This is a genomic window from Lysinibacillus sp. NPDC093210 (assembly GCF_044753985.1).
Classification (GTDB): Bacteria; Bacillota; Bacilli; order Bacillales_A; family Planococcaceae; genus Lysinibacillus.
In genome coordinates, this window is the sequence record NZ_JBIVOE010000001.1 from 625,407 (window position 1) to 643,226 (window position 17,820).

The window sequence follows — 17,820 nt, forward strand, 5'->3', positions numbered from 1 at the left end:
GAAAGTAGGTACTATAATGAAAAGTAAACAGGCGGAACGGTCTGAAGAAACAAAAAAGCAGATAGTCGAATCAGCAGGTAGGTTATTTTCCGAAAAAGGATACGATTCAGTGACAATACGAGCAATTGCAAAGGATGCGGGATGTTCTCATACAACTATTTATCTTTACTTTAAAGACAAGGAAGAATTATTACACCAGCTCTCTATGCCACCCTTGCAAGAGCTACACGAACAATTTCTGTATCTTTCGAGCTTAAGTACTTTATCTTCAGAAAACAAATTGAAACAAATCAGTCTTGAATATATCCACTTTTGCCTACAGAATCGAAATTTGTATGATATTTTCTTCAACGCAAAGTCTACAAGGGTAGATGAGGAGGATCCCAAACTTGAGATAAATAGACTGCGGATTGAAATCTTTGAAATAATGAAGAAAATAATTCGGGAATGTCTTGCTATTTCAAATGAAGAACAATTATTAGCTTTTTCCCGAATTTATTACTTCAACCTTAATGGCATTCTTAGCACTTACTCGTATCAACATGAACCGCTTAACGTTTTAATGGAAAGATTAACGCCAACATTTAATCTTGCAATAGAAATTCTTCTTATCGGCTTTAAAGAAAAATTAAAAAGGGGAAATGACAATGAAGGCTGAACAAATCTCTGAGCATATCTGGAGCCTAAAGACGTGGATGATTGTTCCAATTCATGTATGGATAGTTATTGAGGAGGACGGGGTCACTTTAGTAGATGCAGGGATGCCGATGATGACAAAAGGAATTATGAAATTCATCAAGCAGCTAAATGCTGGTCCTTTGCGTAGGATTCTCTTAACACACGGACATTCGGATCATGTTGGCGCAGTAAAGAAAATATTGACTCAAAATAAAGTACCCGTATACGCACACGATATTGAAATTCCTTATATGGAAGGTGAAGTTCTTTATCCAAAAAGAAAGAAACTTGAATACAACCTGCCTAAGCAATTAGCCCAGCCCCTCACAGAGAGTGCAAATGGAAAGTTACAAACAATTGCAGGGCTTACACCCTATTTAACACCCGGTCATTCTCCGGGACACGTTGTTTATTATCATGAAAAAGATAAAGTACTGCTAGCTGGTGACCTTTTCAACTCTAAAAAAGGAAAGCTTCATCCACCAATGTTTACACCCTATATGGAAGAAGCATTACAAAGCAGTTTAATTGTAAAAGAATTAAAACCCGAGCGATTAGAAGTGTGTCATGGAAGTACGGTATTTCATCCAGCAGATCAACTAGAAGAATATGTTCAAAAAACGACAAAAAAATTAGAGAGCTAATATTAGAGAGAGAAGGATAATCCCTTTCATTAGAGGATAGGTGTTTCCTTCTCTTTGTAGCTCAAAAAAATTAAATTCACTTTCACTTGGCATTTTCTTAATATTTAGCAGCTTCAGACGAAGGATTTAAAATATCTTTTACTTGCTCTTCTGTCACATCATAGTTGTAAAATTTAGCGTAGTAATGTTGAATTTCTTCGGTCATATTATAGTCGAATATTTCTGGATGATTGTGTTGTGCCATCCATTTCAACATAAGTGGTGCATCTCCATTTGGTGGATACCAGCGATAAATTCCTAGCGGCACTTTATACACTTGTTTATTTTTTACTGCTTTTAGCTGACTCCAATCTTGGCCATCAATTGAATTATCGAATAAGTCTTTAGGCTGTGTTTCAGTAAAGTTAGTAATGTAGATAATATCTGGATCCCAGTTATATATTTGTTCCATATTGACTGCCTTAATGCCTTGAACATCCGCTTCTGCAACATCTATACCACCCGTAGCTTTAATCCATCGATTGCCATGCATATTCGAGCCTGCTACTGATATTTCTTTATCGTTATAGTATTGAAGAATCATTACTCGAGGCATATCCTCTTTTTGTACATTGGCTAGTTTATCATTAATTTCTTGTTGATTCTTTTGACCTTCTTGGATGATTTGTTCGGGGCGATCTGTTGTCCCTGTGATTTCACCCGTTAATGTTAACCAACGATTTAAAATTTCTAATGGATCATCAGAATCTGCTGTTGCTTGGAGTGCAACTGTTGGAACCCCTGCTTCTTCTAATTTATTAATTGATTTTTCATCCGATGCAATCTCAAAATAGACTTCAGGATTCACTTTCATCAATTCTTCAATATTCACTTCCCCATTTTGAATAAAGGATGTATCTGCTTTCAATATATCAGGTGAAATATCTTTTAATATTGAATGAGACGCTGCATTAAAAGAGTTCGGATGCATACCAACGATTTCTTTCGTCGAATTCGTTGCAATATACCATGTTGAGAAATATGGTAGGATGCCCCCTACTACAACACGGTCAGGATTCATTGGGATTGTTACTTTCCGATTTAGCTCGTCCTTTATAATTGCCTCTTCTTTCGTTTCCACTGTTTCATTCGATGCAGATTTATTTGCATTGTCTGACTGATTACAGCCGGCTAATAACGCAGAAAGGGCTAAAGCTGATAATGGATATTTCCAATTCATTTGTTTACACTCCTAAAATCTTATATTCAACTTAATTGATAATGATTATCAATATCATTATATACTCTACAGTATAGTCGTTCTAAGAGTCAACACCTTCTACTATATTAATGCCCTCACCTAAAAATTTTTTCGACATACCTTTCAAAGAAATATAATGGAGAGAAACATTAGCTGGAAAGAGAAAAAGCCCTCCTGTATGATGCATACATGTCAAAATAATTGACTCTACATCAAACAGGAGGGCCCTATTTTTATTTTGGCCTATAGACGACTTAAAAGCTCAAGATCGACTGAGTGAAAAGAAGTTCGCAAGTGACAATCCCTTGTGCACACTCTGCTACTGCCATTTGGTTTTCATTTCGTTGTAGCTGCTTGAATTTCAAAGAAAGCCCAATGTTCTCTAGGAATATCTATAAAGATTTGTTCCGTTTCTTCAGTTGGTAATGGTCGATTAAAAATCCGATTGAGTATCTTTACTGCCTGTGCACGTGTTAGTCTCTCTTCCGGTCTAAATTGGCCGTCGCCTGAGCCAATCATTATACCCATTGCGCTAATGCGGTCGATTTCTTTTGCTGCCCAATGCGTGGGCGCGACATCACTGTACGTTTCGCCCTTCGTTGTTAGTTGACAATACTGGTTTTCTTTAGACGCTTCTGCACATTGCTGTTCTATCCATCTTACAGCAATAACTGCCATTTGGGCTCTCGTCATCATATCATTCGGAGCAAATACACGATCTTGACGTCCTTGCATAATTTTTTGTGTTCGAATATACTCAATTTCATTTTTTGCCCAAGTAGCAGCTGTATCCACATAAAATAGTTGAGATGCTACTGGTACATCATTGTCACTCAAATTTCTTGCCAGCATTGCTGCCATTTGTGCACGTGTGACATATGCATTCGGACGGAAAGTACCATCTGTGTAGCCTTGTATATATGAAGTAACTGCCCTATCTACCTCTTCTGGTTGTTGTTGTTGTTCTTCCTGCCCTTGTTCTACATATAGTAAAGTAAAAGTAGAAAAATGCTGTACATCGAAGACAATACCTGTTTGTCCTTTCGAAAATTCTACAATACGCCCACGAATTAATTCGACTGTTCCATTGCTATGCTCTACGTAAATCATGATACTTTCTTGCTGAGCTGATGTTAGGTTCGCAGGTAATGGCAATAGCAATGTCACGGGACGATTTTGTAGATTTGTGTCAATAGTTACTGGTTGACCGACGAGCTTTACATTCACCCCATGACTTTGTTGTAAGACTAATTCTGCTTGTTTAGCCCGATCTTCGATGGCTTTTTGCAGTAGTGCATCTTTTATCGGTATCATTCGAAAATAAATATCGTCATTGAAATCATTCATTGAAGCAAAAGGAACATCTATCTTGACTAGTCCCGTATCTATGCCAAAATTTGATTTGCCCTCTAGTAATCGTTTAGCGGCCTCTCGAGCGAGTATGACCTTTGTTTCACTTGCTGGTTGTTCCATGTCGGGAATCATAAGTCGAGGTCTTTTTTCTTCCTTGTTCGCTAATTTGCGAAGGAACTCGTTGGCATTAGCAACTGTAAAATTCACTGTATCTTTGAAACTGCCGTTATGAAATACACGTGTTAATACTGATTGAATAAGTACCTCATCTGGCATACTAGGATCTACAACATTCACCAAAAATTGATTATTTGGTTCTATAGGGTTCGTACTTGGTGTGAAGGATCCTCCATCTGCTGGTACATCGTTTTTAAACCATTCAGCATACAATAATAGATTCCCTTTCCCCATTTGAAACATTTGTCCAGCTTTATACGCAATACCTTTGCCATCAGCCTTCGTATTCCATCCTACAAATGTATAACCTGTTTTTCTTAAATTATCTTTATTTCCGAGTACAGCAATTGTTTCGTAACCTTTATACTGCTTCGAGTCTGTTGGCACTTTCCCCCCATCAGCTCCGTTACTGTCATACGTAACGGTGTAGGTTGGTATTGCACTAGTCGTAAAACTCCAAGTAGTATTATTAGTAATTCCGTCATACATATTTCCAGCTAAATCCATAAATGCTCCGGCGTCAATTTGAATGCTGTAAACGGTGTTATCGTCCAAATTCACTGTAGGATTTATTGTCACAGTTTCATTAGTGATCGAAACGTTTGCTTGTGAAATACCGATTGTTTCGATAATTTGATTAGTTGAAGCATTTCGAATGAAAATGTTTTTACTAGCTACAGGTAAGATTTTTTCATTAAACGTTAACACGAGATTACTTGTAGGCAGCGCATTAGTTGCAAGGTGCGCTGGGTAATAGGTTGTTATTTCAGGAGCCTTTTTATCAAACTCCACCATTGCTCCTGTTGAAATCTCTGTAACCTGTGAGCCATCATTCCCCGCTATATCTTGATAATCAATTGTAAAGTTAATAGGTCCATCTGTATCTGCTGACTTTAGTGTATAGTTTGCTTGCCATGTTTTAGCATCGCCATCACCTTTATCACTTACATTTGCTGTTTGTCCTAATATAGCTATTTTGGGCGATTGAATGTCCTCACTTGTTTCAAAATCAATAGTGATAATATTGCCTACTTTAGCAACTGCAGGGTTCGCATTATTAGAAGCCATTGTCAACTTTTTTACAGTTGGCTTTTTACTATCCACTATGACGAAGCTTCCATCAGTTACGCTCTTTACCTCTGTTGCCGAATTGCCTAGTAAATCTTTAAAATTAATCGTAAATGGTGCTGTTCCCTCAATATCACCATTGGCTATAACATGAGTCGCTAGCCAGTTCGTTGCAGCTCCACTTACAGTAGCAGTTTTTCCTGCAATGGTAATTGTTGGTATTTGGATATTTTTATCTGTTTTTATTGCTAATGTGATGGTGTCTCCTATCTTAGCCTTTGTCGGATCAAAATTAGTGGATTTGATCGTCACCTCTACAGCTTGTGGCAGAGTTTTATCAATCACAAATGAAATCGTTGAAGTATTACCTGCACTATCTGTTACAACCAACGTATAATTTCCAATTGACGTTACAGTGCTGCCACTTGTAAAGGAAGATCCATTCAAGGTAGCCGTTCCTTCATTAAAGCTAATGGTTACGTCAGTGTTATAAATACCGCCATTTGTAACCCCTGTTATAAATGGAGGCGTTGTATCTAACCTAATTGTTTCTGAAAATACATTCGATATATTACCTGCTGTATCTTTTAGTTGCATATAAACGGTTTTACTACCATCCCCGCTTGATAATGTCCAACTTTTCGTAGACACTTTTGACTCCCAACTGGACCAAGTAGAACCATCATTTGAAAAGCGCATATCTATCGCTTCTCCTTCTGTATCCGTTGCCGTCATTGTTAAAGTAACATTCGAAGAACTTGTATATGCTGCTCCATTATTAATGAGAATAGTGCCTGTAGGAGCGTGATTTTTAGTAATCTGGATAGTAAACTCCTTATCAGACGTGTTGCCTGCCTGATCCGTTACGCTTATCGTTATCCTATAACTATTTTTCGTATCATAGGTAAACAGCGCATTTGTCTTTAATACATTGCCATCAATCGTAAAGAAATTTGTATCCCCAGACTGTAATGCAAACCTGAATGTTTGTGCACTTCCTGAATCTGTTGCTGTCAATGTCCCAATAGGTGTACCTATAGGCGCCTTTTCTTGGACTATCGTATTAGAAAGTTCAATATTAGTAGGCGGTGTAGCATCATAGAATATTTGTAATTCATTGGATGCTTTATTGAATGTACCATTATTGTTCGTAACAACCTTTTCAGGAATTTTAACTTTCACAACTCCATCCGCAATAGGTGATATTATGCCAGTAAATCTAGTGCCATCCCCATAAATAGACAATACATTTCCATTTGTAACCTTTACATCAAATACCGTAAAATCTACCACTGGCTCACTGAATACGATTGTTATAGTAATTGGATTACTATTTGTTAGATTACTTTGGTTTGATGATATTGTTACGGTTGGATTTGTATCGACATTTAGATTCATCGTATAGCTTGTACTAAAATTAATACCATCACTTACCTTAAATGTAAAAGATGAAGTGGATCCATTATCTATTAGATATTTTAATTGACCCGTATCTAAAATAGCTTTACTAATAGTAGTCACACCATTTGTAATCGCTTCTCCAGCATCAATTTGCTGATTATTATTGCTATCAATAAAGAGCTGTCCGCTATTTGGGATTGTAACAATTTGTATCGCTTGCAACGTATCTCCAACATCTTCATCCGAAAACGCAAAGGAAGTACTATTAAATGTATACACTTGACCTTCATTTACATTTACGGTTCCATCACTCGATGTTGGAGGTTTATTTAACCCAACGGTTGTTACTTGTTGCATCATATAAGCACTCTTATTGCCATCACCATCTACGACAATGACATTGAAATAATATTTTGTATTGGCGGCGAGACCTGTAACAATAAACGAAGTAATATCTTTGGCATAACCGCTTCCTAAAGCTGTCCCATTCGATTCAATGTTACTAACCGTATCCACATTATGACTAGTAGATTGATAGACACGGTATTGTAAATCCCCTTGAGTTGTTAAATCGTCAGATGCTTTAGCCCAGTCCAACTGTACGCCTGATGCCGTAATATTTGAGGCCGTAATCGCATCATTTGTAATGGTTGGTGGGTTACTTGGGGTAGGGATATCAATTGTAAATTGTGTAAATGTTATATCCCATATGCCCGCAAAAACAGTTGGTATATATTGTACACTTGCAGTAATAACAAATGAGTTAATACCATCTATATTTAACGGAATATCATAAATAGGATTCGAATTGGCAACTGTCTTAAAGGTTACGGGATTTCCCTTTGGATTTCCGTCTATATCATACCCTTGAATCTTTAAGCGCAACGCATCGTTTTCCATATGTGGATTTATTGTATCAATTTTTAATGATTTTAAATCGAAGATACCATTCGTAAAGCCTTCGCCAGCAGAAATTTTTATTGATTTTGGTGGTGAAAATTCATCTGCATCAATATAATAACCAGCTGGATATGGTTGCCCATCACTATACTTTAATAAATCAAAACCATTATCCTCAGGAATACCACTAACTATAAAGCCATTAGTTGTATCATTTAGCCAGGATGATTGCGTTAAATCTTGTGTACACTTTGGCAAATTGGGTGTATCGCAAGTTGCGGCCTCCACTTTTAAAGGAGACATCAAGCTTATCCCTGTCAACTGGCTAAAAGTAATTAGCATTGAACATAGCGTTATAATTAAAATCTTTTTCCCCATTTTTGTACTCCTTTTTAGTTGTTTCACACCTTTCGATCAATTCTTACCTAGGTCCTAGGAGGCCAATCTCCATATAAACAAATAATGAAATTTACCCCCAAATACGGTTGCATATTATTATGTGCGTGACTTCCACCCGCTGGTTCAATAGTTAATGCGTTCATTGCAGTATTCCCTGAAACAGAATAGACAGGGTGAGAACCTCTCCCTTGTTGTTCCGTCCATATTGCTCCCGTTGGCTCATTATTTGATTTTTGGTCATTGTTACAAGTAGCACTATGATTATGCCTAGGCATTTGTGTTGTTAATAATGTAACAGTTGCCAATCCTCCAGCTGCGCCAATATTCCTTGTCGTTAATCCTTCACCTGTTCCTTGATGAATCGCTGCCCGACCATTTAAATTTGGTAAAGCAAAGGTTGTCTTTCCATCTCCTCCGTACATGGTTCCTAAAATGGCAAATAAGGCGCTGTTCGACTGAATATTTACTAGTTGTCCATTACAAAAAGCCCAGTCTTGAGGTGCAAAAGTACCACCGAAAATTCTAATTTCGCCAATATACGCTTCTGACATTTTTTTCACTTCCTTTGTTATTAATTTCTTGGAGGGTATATGCCTATTAAAGCTATGCAATAATTTGCCACACTGTAGGGCTGCATATTTTGATGTGACTGCGAATTTCCTGTTGGAGATAAAGCTTGTGCATTCATATGGGTATTCAGTTGATTCGATGCATACATATTAACAGCGGTTGTTCCCCATACATTACCAGTAGCTACTTTCAACGTAGCACTTTCCGCGCTAGCAGTCACAACATGGGTATGTGCTGGCATCTCATTACTTGTTAACGTATGTGTCTCTTGTCCAGCTTTTTGTCCTAGTGTCACACCATTCCCTACATGAACCGGAACTCTTCCTCTTAAATCAGGTAAGGCAAATGTGGTAACTCCATTCCCACCATAAGTTATGCCCAACAAGGAAAACAAAGCTTGGTTTGTATTAATTGACAGTAATTGCCCGTCACATAATGCCCATCCCCTTGGAACACGTCCAAAGCTGAATAATTTAATTTCACCTACAAATGGATCACTCATTTTTACATTCCTCCTATTCAAACGATGGGTAAACACCAGAAAGCGAGATGATATAACTAATTGTTAAAAACGGCATTACATTATCATGCGGCAAATTTTCACCAACACTTGAAACGATTGTTGCATTCATTGTGCTATTTGGTGGTTGGGTTGAATATTGCATGTTTTTGGCCCATACCGCATTTTCTGGACTAGGTGTTGTGCCTTCCAGTGAAGAAGCATTTACTTGATGCGTATGAGCTGGAAGTTGTGATGCATTTAACGTCACAGACTCTACCCCTCCCATCTGACCGATCACATACTGAGTGCTCGTTACTGGGTTGTGTCCTTGGTGTACGACGACTCTACTTTGAAAATTAGGCAAGGCAAATGTCGTCTGTCCATTCCCTCCATACGTAGTACCTATGAGTGAAAAGAGCACATCATTTTCAGCAATAGACAATAGTTGACCATTACACAAACTCCATCCTTGTGGAGCATAATTACCTGCGAACATCCGAATTTCACCGATATATGGTTCCATTACTAACACCTTCCTTTAAGAATCAATATTTAAATTGTATATATAAGTAAATGAGTGCTGTAAAATGTGTGATCGTAATCACCATTACAAAAGTATGAAATTGTATGATTGACAGACATTTTCTTTCAAAAAGTACACTCAATTTTAAAATACTAAAGAAAGAAACCAAATAATATTGACAAATGTTAATGGTTTGAGAATTAACAATTAAAAAATATCTTTAACTATCTATAAGAGTTTCTTTCTTCTTCCATTGTTCAGAAAATTACAAGCAGAAATGATGAACCACCTTTTCTAAAAAAATAAGGTGCTATAAAAAAGTCGATAAAAGGGTGCTTACTCATCCTTTTAATCGACTTTTCTTATACTGCATCTAATTCACATTAATATGTCAACGCTTTAACTGGACAAAAATTATAAGGCCTATCAAGTCCCACTAGTGTTAAGTAGCATAGCGTTATTCGCATGTTATTTAATAATCAATGAACATTATCATCAAATTCAAGAGCAAGCTGGTCAAGTGACGTGCAATGGTTTACTAATTGGAATTTCCATAAAAAGCTGACGCGAAATCAACCAATTATTACCATAAAATGAAATAGGAAATTTAGTGGGAAATAAACAGGAGGAACGGTCAGAAGAAACAAAAAAGCAGATAGTAGAATCATCGGGAAAGTTAATTTCTAAACAAGGATACGATTTTGTGACAATACGAGCCATTGCATGGATGCTGGGTGTTCCTTTACAACCATTTACCTTTGCAGGAATAGCTTCAGAAAATAAATGGAAACAAATCAGTCTTGAATATATTCACTTTTGCCTCCAAAACTGAAATTTGTATGTTTTTAATTAGTATTAATCTCCTTATATATCATCTCAATTTCTTGTGAAAAAGATTTTATTTGGAAGGCTTCTGAATAGTTTTTATCCTCAGATGATGCCACTACTTGTCGAAGTTTTTCTTCATAGGTTTGTATAAAATGATCAAGCGTTGGCGTTTTTAATTTTAGTGCATTGGCAATCCCTTGGATGATTTTCACACGATAATAATCCTCTTTTGGCATTCTAGGAATATCCCATTCTCCGTCGTGATTTATAAAAATTCCTCTAAGAGGAACTGCTGAAAAATCAAAGTATCTTCCTTTTTCATTTGGTATAGAAAATGGGTCAATTAATAAGGATGCATAACGAATATAAAGCAGATATTCTTGATGTATGGGCTCAAGATTATTAAAATTCTCTATATCTTGTCTTTCTATACTTTTGGGGTGTAATGGATAATTATCATCTACCATAAACTGTAATAGATTGAGAGGCTGAATATTGAAGTGTTTCACAATTTCCATCATTTCTTTCCAATAATTTAATAAATACCGAATCGTTGTATAAGTAATAGGACCTTCAGGATAAAGTTTATAAACATACTTCGCTATGCGATTGTCATCAAATATTACTTTTAATGAAAAATCATTCATAAATAAAGGAGGATGCACGTACAAAGAAATATTTCTTGTCTCTGCTTCAAGAGGTGATGCTAATTTTTTTAATTGAATCCCTAAATGACGAAACAGTTTAGATAATTCAGCCACTCTATCCGATATTAAGTAAGTTGAGCCAATATAAACTGTTTTCTTAACGCCTGTTGTCAATACTTCATTTGATGGAATACGATCTATCCATCTAGTATCCCCATAATATGTTGAAAAGCTAATTACCTCAGCCTTAGGTGATAGATTTTTCAAGAAATTAGTGATTAAATGACTAGAGCCAAATGTAGGTGAAATCAATATAAAACAGCTAGCCTTCTTCAACACTGTAGGATTGATTTGTGCTAATACTGATAAATAAGAATCTGTTGTAATGCTAAGTATAATGGTATCCCAATTACCAGATACTAAATGATAACCTTTAAATAAAGTATCAATTGTACATTCTCCTGCAACAGACTGATGTTGTTTATTTTGTACATATACTTTAAGTGCATGTTGATGCTGTATGACTGTTTCAAAGAAAGCCTTGGAACGGAAAGATTCTCGACCGGCAATCGCTACTTTACTATTAAAATAATTTTTGACATTCACAGCTAGTTGAATTGCTGTTGGACCGGTTCCTAACAATAAAACGTTATTAAAATCAGTCATTGCCTTCTCCTTTTTCTTCTATATATGTCATTGTACTTTTTGATACAAAATAACATCAAATACATTATGAGGGTGTATAATTTCCTCAACTATTTGCCATTTGTTTTCGTCTACTTTCTGCTTTGGATAATTAAAAAGAGACTTTAACCCATTACCATAACGCATAGCAATTAGCACATCTTTATTAGTCAAAGCATACAATTGATCTAATATGGCATATTTATTGCTGACAGTTGAACTAAATATAATATGACTAATCTGTTTCATAACTGTTAGTTCCCCAACTGTTTTCTTCTCAATTTGAATCGCTAAATGTCTTCCTAATCTACTTACTACATACCTTCCCAAGTGAATCGCTTCATCATCAATATCAATCCCAAAAACTTCTGCGCCTGTTCGTTCCGCAACCATTAATAATGTTAAAGGGAAAGCTCCAGAACCTACCATGATTACTTTCGACTGACTGTTAATTTGAAAATCCCCAAATTCCTTTTCAATGCAGTCTTCTATGTTACGAAAATAATCGGTTATCTCCTCGTTTTCTAATCCCAATACGAAAGCTCGATGTTTTTCTACAATTTGGATACAAACAGAAGAGTTATTTCTGAGATTTTCGATTAATGCTATTATTTCAATCGATTGCTTTATATAATTCCAGTGTTTTTCATTTTCACGATTTGTAATAAAAGAAGAATACTTATCGATTAACTCACACAACTCTAAATACTCAACTTTTAGATCATTATTGTTTTGGTTAATTATTAACTTAAATTTTTTATCAAAGTAATGTAATTTCTTTATAAACAAATCTACATCCTTCACTTACCCCACTCCTATGTTTGAGGATTAAAGTTCAATATATGCCGTTTCTTTTAATACTATTTCATCGCTTCCTTGGATATGTTTTCTTTCACAATAAAAACGAGCCATAAATATTGCCGCTTCGGTAGTAGTAAAACTAGTGGTTTATACATATCTAGTGGAGGTTGCTAAAGCACAGTCTATTGTGGAAGCATCCAGGAAATGAGAGGTCCAGCAATTAGTCGAGCTATATCCAAAATGGAAAAAGCATTAGATTTACTTTTTTACATCGAATAAGAGGGGGTTTTTTTAACGAATCGTGAAAAATATGTAGTAGAAGAGGCTAGCGTTGTGCTACAAAATGGAAATAACTAGAATGTTTAAAAAAGATAAAAAATGCAATTCAAGTCAACTTGAATTGCATTTTTTCACGATTGAATGAGGCAAAATGTGCGCAAAATGAGTAGCAGAAGCTAAATTCTCATAGCTTCACAAGCAAGCATAGTCACCTCATCCAACTTTTTGAAAGAGTTTTTGGGATAGAACTAGTACCTAACTTTAAATTAGTAATCTTTTAGATTAAATTTACTAACTCTAGTGATCGTTTTAAAATTTTCGCCATTTGTGCACGTGTTAAATTGCTTTGTGGGTTTAAATAGCCATTAGACCCTGTCATAATCGCTAGTGCTTGTAATTCTGATACTGCTTGCTTTGCGTAGTCAAATACTTTATTAGCATCTTTGTACGTTAAAGCATTTTTATCAACTGTTACTTTATAGCCTTTGTATTCAAGCATACGCAATATTATTGCCGCTGCTTGCTGACGTGTAATATTTGCATTTGGATTAAATGTTGTTGCATTAACCCCTCTCACAATGCCAGCCTCTGCTAGTGCTTGTACTTCTTTTTGATACCACTTGCCTTTAACATCCGTAAAGGCAGTTTCTTTATTGGACTGAAGCATAAGCGCTCGAGCCATCATTACTGCAAATTGTGCACGCGTTATATTTCGATTTGGACTAAATGTTGTGGCTGTTGTACCTGTTGTAATTCCAGCAGTGTATAAAGCTAAAATTTCTTCCTTACTGAAGACATTATCGATATCCTTAAAAGGATTTTGAAGAATTGTATTTGTATTATTTGTATCTTCTTCTACGATTTTTGTTTCTTCCTCTTCAGCTGACACATTAAACGTAAAGAATAATGTGTATGCACCATAACCTAAGCTACCTGAATCGACAAATATTTTCGTTACGCCATTGCTATCTTGAACTAATGGTAAACGGACTACGCGTACTTGATCCAATTTTTCACCTGTAGAACTAATTATCTCGATATCTTGTTGCTTACCGTCTGCATCAATATAAGCAAGTGTTTCGAAGCCATACGCCTTACCAATTAGTGTCATTTCGATATAACGTTTATCGTCAATCGTTACTAATTCAGCCTTCGTGAAGTATGGTGCTAAGTAGTTTGTAATAAAATCAGGGATTTTACCATTTGGATCAGCTTCCATTTTATATGTGATTGGCTGACGAGTAATCTTTTCATTTGTCATTGTCTTTGTTGCAGTGACATTTGAAATAAATGTCTTATTAGCCGCTACTGCTTCAAAAACAAGGTTATCAAGTGTTTCAATTTCAAATGAAAGTGTAGCTGTTTTTTCATTTGCTATAGGCACTAAAGATGCTGCTTTATTTGACCATTTTGCAATTTCTTTACCATTCTGTTTCACAATAAAATCTTGCAAATTATTTCCAGTATTCAATGTGAGCGTCACTTTATATTTGTTATCTCCAAATACTGTACTTGCTTTTTGTAGGAATGCCGTTATTTCTTTTACATTCTGTAGAAGCTCAAATTTAACTGCTCCTTCTTGGATAAAGTTCCCTACAGTTTGGTCTATCTTTGTTTCTTTTTTAGGTAAATCTTTATTCATTGGTGGAGTATCAATTGGGCCACTTGTAATTGGGAAGGTTGTACTATCACTTATCTTTGAAAGGGAACCTTCATTGAATTGTAAAAAGATATTATAGTTATTATGATATTTTATATCCTCAATATCTACTTTTACCCATGCATCATAACGATCCGCTAAATTTGGTAATGTAAATTGAACTATTCGTACATCATTGGTGTCGCTTATCGTAGTAGGTGTTGAACCATTCACAGTAAACCCAGTAATCCATGAACTATTTTTTAATGTTAATTGAACTTGATAGGAAGAACCACTTTTCACGACATACGCTGGTTTAATTACATACTGGTCCATCATTGAAGTACCAGAACCTGATCCCTTTATAAACGTATAATCCACTGTATACAGCCCATTAGTTGATTGTGTAGAACCACCACTCGTTACCCCACCAGTAACTGGCAATGTTGTATTATTATTTTTTGAAGCTGAAGTTTCATCTCTCACTGTGGCTGTTACATTTGCAGATATTAATTTATCAGTCGTTACCGCTTCAAAAACAAGGTTATCTAGAGTGTCAGCTTCAAATGATAATGTTGCTGTTTTTGGCATTGCAACAGGTACCACTGATGCTACTTTGTTGGACCATTTTGCAATCTCTTTTTCATTTTGTTTTACAGTGAATTCCTGTAATTTATTTTGTGTATTTAACGAAAGAGTAACTTTATATTTATTATCTTCAAATACTGTATTTGATGCTTGTAAGAATGTCGTTATTTCTCTTTCATGTTGTGGAAATTCAAATTGAACTACTCCCTCTTGTTTAAAGTTTGCTGTAGTTCCTTCTGTACTCCCTTTCTCTTGCTCAACGCTTTTTTGTGCTAATGTTTCTGGTTGCTTAGATGCTTCTTTACAAACGCGGTTAGTCTCCGTAACATTCGAGAGTACTAGGTAAACAGTATATCTATTATCGTAAAGAAAAGGTACAGGTTGCTCCAATTTAACGTATATATCAACCCATGCTCGGATGGGGTCATCATGTTGGTCTATTGCGAATGTGTAAACCTCATTATCTTCCGAATCTTTTTCTTTTTTAATAGCTTCTTTTAACTCCCCACCTGACTCGACTTTAAACCCTCTGTACCAAGTAGAAAATTGTCCTGGCACCGTAATATCTACCGTATATTGACCATTCTCTTTTTGTATAGTAGCTTCTTTCTTTACATAGCCACTCTTAATCATTACTGAATCTTCTTCCGTTACTGAATTATCTTGCGGATTAGCTTTTAAAACATTAAAATTTGCTGAGTAGTCAATTGTGCAACTAGCATCGGTTTTCTCCTCTGCCTTTACTTCCATGCCAAGGTAAGGTAATACTGCACCAAAAATGAGCAATACCATTGCTACATATTGTATAAATTTCTTCATACCTACTCTGCCCTCCTGAATATTAAAATTATTTTAAATCACTAGGAATCCAGAATTTTTGATTAGTTAGACCTATCTTGAGCGTTTTTACCTCCTTTTAAAGCTTTTACTAGTACTACCCCTAAATGATTACCATTCTCAATTACCAACAAAATAAAACATCTATGGTTCGTTACATAAATGTATTAAAGTATTTAATTGATAATGATTCTCACTATAATTTAATTATATATTTCTCATTATTGTTGTCAAGAAAGTTAAAATATTTGGTTAGATATATTTTTGTGTCATTAAACCGTCACTCAAATATAAATTAAAAAATCCATAAATCATGTAACTAGTTTAAATTTAATAAATTTCTATTATGCCTTCAATCATTACTTTAAATCTTCAGTAGAATTATGTAGGTACTAATACTTTCATGCATTCGAATAATCACTGTTACTCCATATATTTGTTCCATTTTTTCTGTAGGTGAGCCTACGCAAACTATTTTGACATTTTCCATTAATCTTTAAGATTGTAGTGCTGTATTAAAGAATAAAATCGCAATAACGTACTATATGCATTTTAGTATATATGATTATATGAGGATATCTTGAAAGGAGTGGTCCTCTTGAACATTACATCTTTTGTCTTTTACTGTTTCATTGTTACATTTACACCAGGGCCAACTAATATTGTCATATTATCTACAGTGCATAATTCTGGGACAAAAAAAGCAATGGAATATACTTATGGAGCAACGATTGCATTTGGTTTCTTACTTGCTATTTCTGCAATGTTAAATACGCTACTGGCAACGATTATTCCAAAAATTTTAATTGTTATGCAGATTATTGGAAGCTTTTATATGTTGTATCTTGCTTATCAAGTTTATACAATGGATTCATCAAAAGCTAATGTAAATAACACTGGTTCCTTTATGTCAGGGTTCCTTACGCAGTTTTTAAATCCTAAGGTAGTGCTTTTTACAATGACTGTCATTCCTACCTATATTATGCCCTATTATGTTTCAATACCTGCTGTTACAGTAGGTGTTCTCACGATAACTGTTATTGGATTTTTAGCATTTATTACATGGGTACTTTTCGGTACAATCTTTAAGGAGTTTTTACAGAAGCATAAAAAGATAGTTAATCTATTGATGGCATTATTTTTACTTTATGCTGCAACCATGGTATGGATATAGGTAAGCTATTTGAGAGGTGAAATAGATGGATAAATTTATCTATAAAAAATCGGCAGGTATTACCGCATTATCAGCAAGTATGACTGACTTTTCATATAAAAAGCACTCTCACAAAGAGTATGCAATCGGTGTTACATTACGTGGTATTCAACACTATAACTTAGAGGGCAGTTTACAATTGTCCTATCAAAACGGCATTATGATTTTTAATCCTGAACAGGTTCATGATGGAATGGCACATGACAAAACAGGTCTCGATTATGTAATGCTTTATATTGAGCCGGAATTGCTTTTAGAGGTTATTGATAAAAAAGATTTCGTTCGTTTCTCAAACCCTATTGTTTATGATTATAGACTTCAATATAAAATAATAAGTCTTGCTAATGCAATTTTAAATGATCAAGATGAGGCATTGTGTAGTGAATTACTATTATCCCTCACAGATAACCTTGTTGAGACTGATTTTTCTACAGAATGTAAGAAAGATGACACTCTAATTAATAAAGCAAAGGATATGCTTCATACCGACTTAGAAAAAATACCTAAACTTGATGAAATATGTAAAGAACTTGAATTATCGAAATTTACGTTTATTCGATCTTTCAAGGCTCAAACTGGCATTTCACCATACCAATATTTTCTTAACTGCAAGATAGAACGTGCAAAGCAGCTAATCGAACAAAAAAGAGATATTTATTCAGTTGTCGCTGAATGTGGTTTTGTTGATTTAACCCATCTGAATAAACATTTTAAAGGTGTTTTTGGAACAACAGCGTTTGAGTATTTTTCATATGTAAATTGAACGTATTATCTATCTTATTAAGTATTTCGGATGTCCGGTTTTAATTACTCGATGCATTAGGTAGGAGATAATTTTCAGCATAAAAA

Annotated in this window: 13 protein-coding genes; 5 read left to right on the plus strand and 8 right to left on the minus strand. The window is 35.2% G+C overall.

The genetic code is table 11. The features are described from left to right. The first annotated feature begins 16 nt into the window (after positions 1-16). Positions 17-658 (plus strand): TetR/AcrR family transcriptional regulator, encoded by a 642-nt coding sequence (locus ACIP9C_RS03085; RefSeq protein ID WP_401008510.1) that lies wholly within the window; start codon positions 17-19, stop codon positions 656-658. Next, positions 648-1,322 carry an MBL fold metallo-hydrolase gene (locus tag ACIP9C_RS03090; protein WP_401008512.1) on the plus strand — a complete coding sequence of 225 codons (675 nt, stop codon included), beginning with the start codon at positions 648-650 and terminating at the stop codon, positions 1,320-1,322. Before ACIP9C_RS03085 ends, ACIP9C_RS03090 begins: the two co-directional genes overlap by 11 nt. A gap of 97 nt (positions 1,323-1,419) precedes the next feature. On the opposite strand, the gene ACIP9C_RS03095 is transcribed toward ACIP9C_RS03090, so the two are convergent. The 5 genes from ACIP9C_RS03095 to ACIP9C_RS03115 form a co-directional block, all read right to left on the minus strand. Further along, the gene (locus ACIP9C_RS03095; RefSeq protein WP_401008514.1) at positions 1,420-2,541 is read right to left on the minus strand and encodes an ABC transporter substrate-binding protein; all 1,122 of its coding nucleotides are present in this window, start codon (positions 2,539-2,541) and stop codon (positions 1,420-1,422) included. A gap of 357 nt (positions 2,542-2,898) precedes the next feature. After that, positions 2,899-7,839: an S-layer homology domain-containing protein gene (locus ACIP9C_RS03100; protein ID WP_401008516.1), complete on the minus strand. Its 4,941-nt coding sequence runs from the start codon at positions 7,837-7,839 to the stop codon at positions 2,899-2,901. Between the two features lie 47 nt (positions 7,840-7,886). Further along, positions 7,887-8,411, minus strand: coding sequence for a phage tail protein (locus ACIP9C_RS03105; RefSeq protein ID WP_401008518.1), 525 nt, complete (start codon positions 8,409-8,411; stop codon positions 7,887-7,889). A gap of 20 nt (positions 8,412-8,431) precedes the next feature. Beyond that, a complete protein-coding gene (locus tag ACIP9C_RS03110) occupies positions 8,432-8,932 on the minus strand; it encodes a phage tail protein (protein ID WP_401008520.1) in 501 nt (166 codons plus the stop codon). A gap of 13 nt (positions 8,933-8,945) precedes the next feature. Further along, positions 8,946-9,455: a phage tail protein gene (locus ACIP9C_RS03115; RefSeq protein WP_401008522.1), complete on the minus strand. Its 510-nt coding sequence runs from the start codon at positions 9,453-9,455 to the stop codon at positions 8,946-8,948. 610 nt (positions 9,456-10,065) lie between these two features. Between ACIP9C_RS03115 and ACIP9C_RS03120 the strand changes: the two genes are divergently transcribed. After that, positions 10,066-10,287, plus strand: coding sequence for a hypothetical protein (locus ACIP9C_RS03120; RefSeq protein WP_401008524.1), 222 nt, complete (start codon positions 10,066-10,068; stop codon positions 10,285-10,287). A gap of 13 nt (positions 10,288-10,300) precedes the next feature. On the opposite strand, the gene ACIP9C_RS03125 is transcribed toward ACIP9C_RS03120, so the two are convergent. The 3 genes from ACIP9C_RS03125 to ACIP9C_RS03135 form a co-directional block, all read right to left on the minus strand. After that, a complete protein-coding gene (locus ACIP9C_RS03125; protein WP_401008526.1) occupies positions 10,301-11,596 on the minus strand; it encodes an opine metallophore biosynthesis dehydrogenase in 1,296 nt (431 codons plus the stop codon). Positions 11,597-11,623: 27 nt separating this feature from the next. Beyond that, entirely contained in the window at positions 11,624-12,418 is a 795-nt protein-coding gene (locus ACIP9C_RS03130; RefSeq protein WP_401008528.1) for a nicotianamine synthase family protein, read from the minus strand. 553 nt (positions 12,419-12,971) lie between these two features. Further along, positions 12,972-15,740: an NEAT domain-containing protein gene (locus ACIP9C_RS03135; RefSeq protein ID WP_401008530.1), complete on the minus strand. Its 2,769-nt coding sequence runs from the start codon at positions 15,738-15,740 to the stop codon at positions 12,972-12,974. A 616-nt stretch (positions 15,741-16,356) separates the two neighbouring features. Here ACIP9C_RS03135 and ACIP9C_RS03140 point away from each other — a divergent pair. Further along, the gene (locus tag ACIP9C_RS03140; RefSeq protein WP_401008532.1) at positions 16,357-16,932 is read left to right on the plus strand and encodes a LysE family translocator; all 576 of its coding nucleotides are present in this window, start codon (positions 16,357-16,359) and stop codon (positions 16,930-16,932) included. Between the two features lie 25 nt (positions 16,933-16,957). Further along, complete coding sequence (locus ACIP9C_RS03145) at positions 16,958-17,734, plus strand: AraC family transcriptional regulator (RefSeq protein WP_401008533.1); 777 nt, start codon at positions 16,958-16,960, stop codon at positions 17,732-17,734. The last annotated feature ends 86 nt before the right edge of the window (positions 17,735-17,820 follow it).

Excerpts from the sequence above, each read along its gene's own strand:
- ACIP9C_RS03085 (WP_401008510.1), top strand. The coding sequence starts at position 17 with ATGAAAAGTAAACAGGCGGAACGGTCTGAAGAAACAAAAAAGCAGATA.
- ACIP9C_RS03090 (WP_401008512.1), top strand. The coding sequence starts at position 648 with ATGAAGGCTGAACAAATCTCTGAGCATATCTGGAGCCTAAAGACGTGG.
- ACIP9C_RS03095 (WP_401008514.1), bottom strand. The coding sequence starts at position 2,541 with ATGAATTGGAAATATCCATTATCAGCTTTAGCCCTTTCTGCGTTATTA.
- ACIP9C_RS03100 (WP_401008516.1), bottom strand. The coding sequence starts at position 7,839 with ATGGGGAAAAAGATTTTAATTATAACGCTATGTTCAATGCTAATTACT.
- ACIP9C_RS03105 (WP_401008518.1), bottom strand. The coding sequence starts at position 8,411 with ATGTCAGAAGCGTATATTGGCGAAATTAGAATTTTCGGTGGTACTTTT.
- ACIP9C_RS03110 (WP_401008520.1), bottom strand. The coding sequence starts at position 8,932 with ATGAGTGATCCATTTGTAGGTGAAATTAAATTATTCAGCTTTGGACGT.
- ACIP9C_RS03115 (WP_401008522.1), bottom strand. The coding sequence starts at position 9,455 with ATGGAACCATATATCGGTGAAATTCGGATGTTCGCAGGTAATTATGCT.
- ACIP9C_RS03125 (WP_401008526.1), bottom strand. The coding sequence starts at position 11,596 with ATGACTGATTTTAATAACGTTTTATTGTTAGGAACCGGTCCAACAGCA.
- ACIP9C_RS03135 (WP_401008530.1), bottom strand. The coding sequence starts at position 15,740 with ATGAAGAAATTTATACAATATGTAGCAATGGTATTGCTCATTTTTGGT.
- ACIP9C_RS03145 (WP_401008533.1), top strand. The coding sequence starts at position 16,958 with ATGGATAAATTTATCTATAAAAAATCGGCAGGTATTACCGCATTATCA.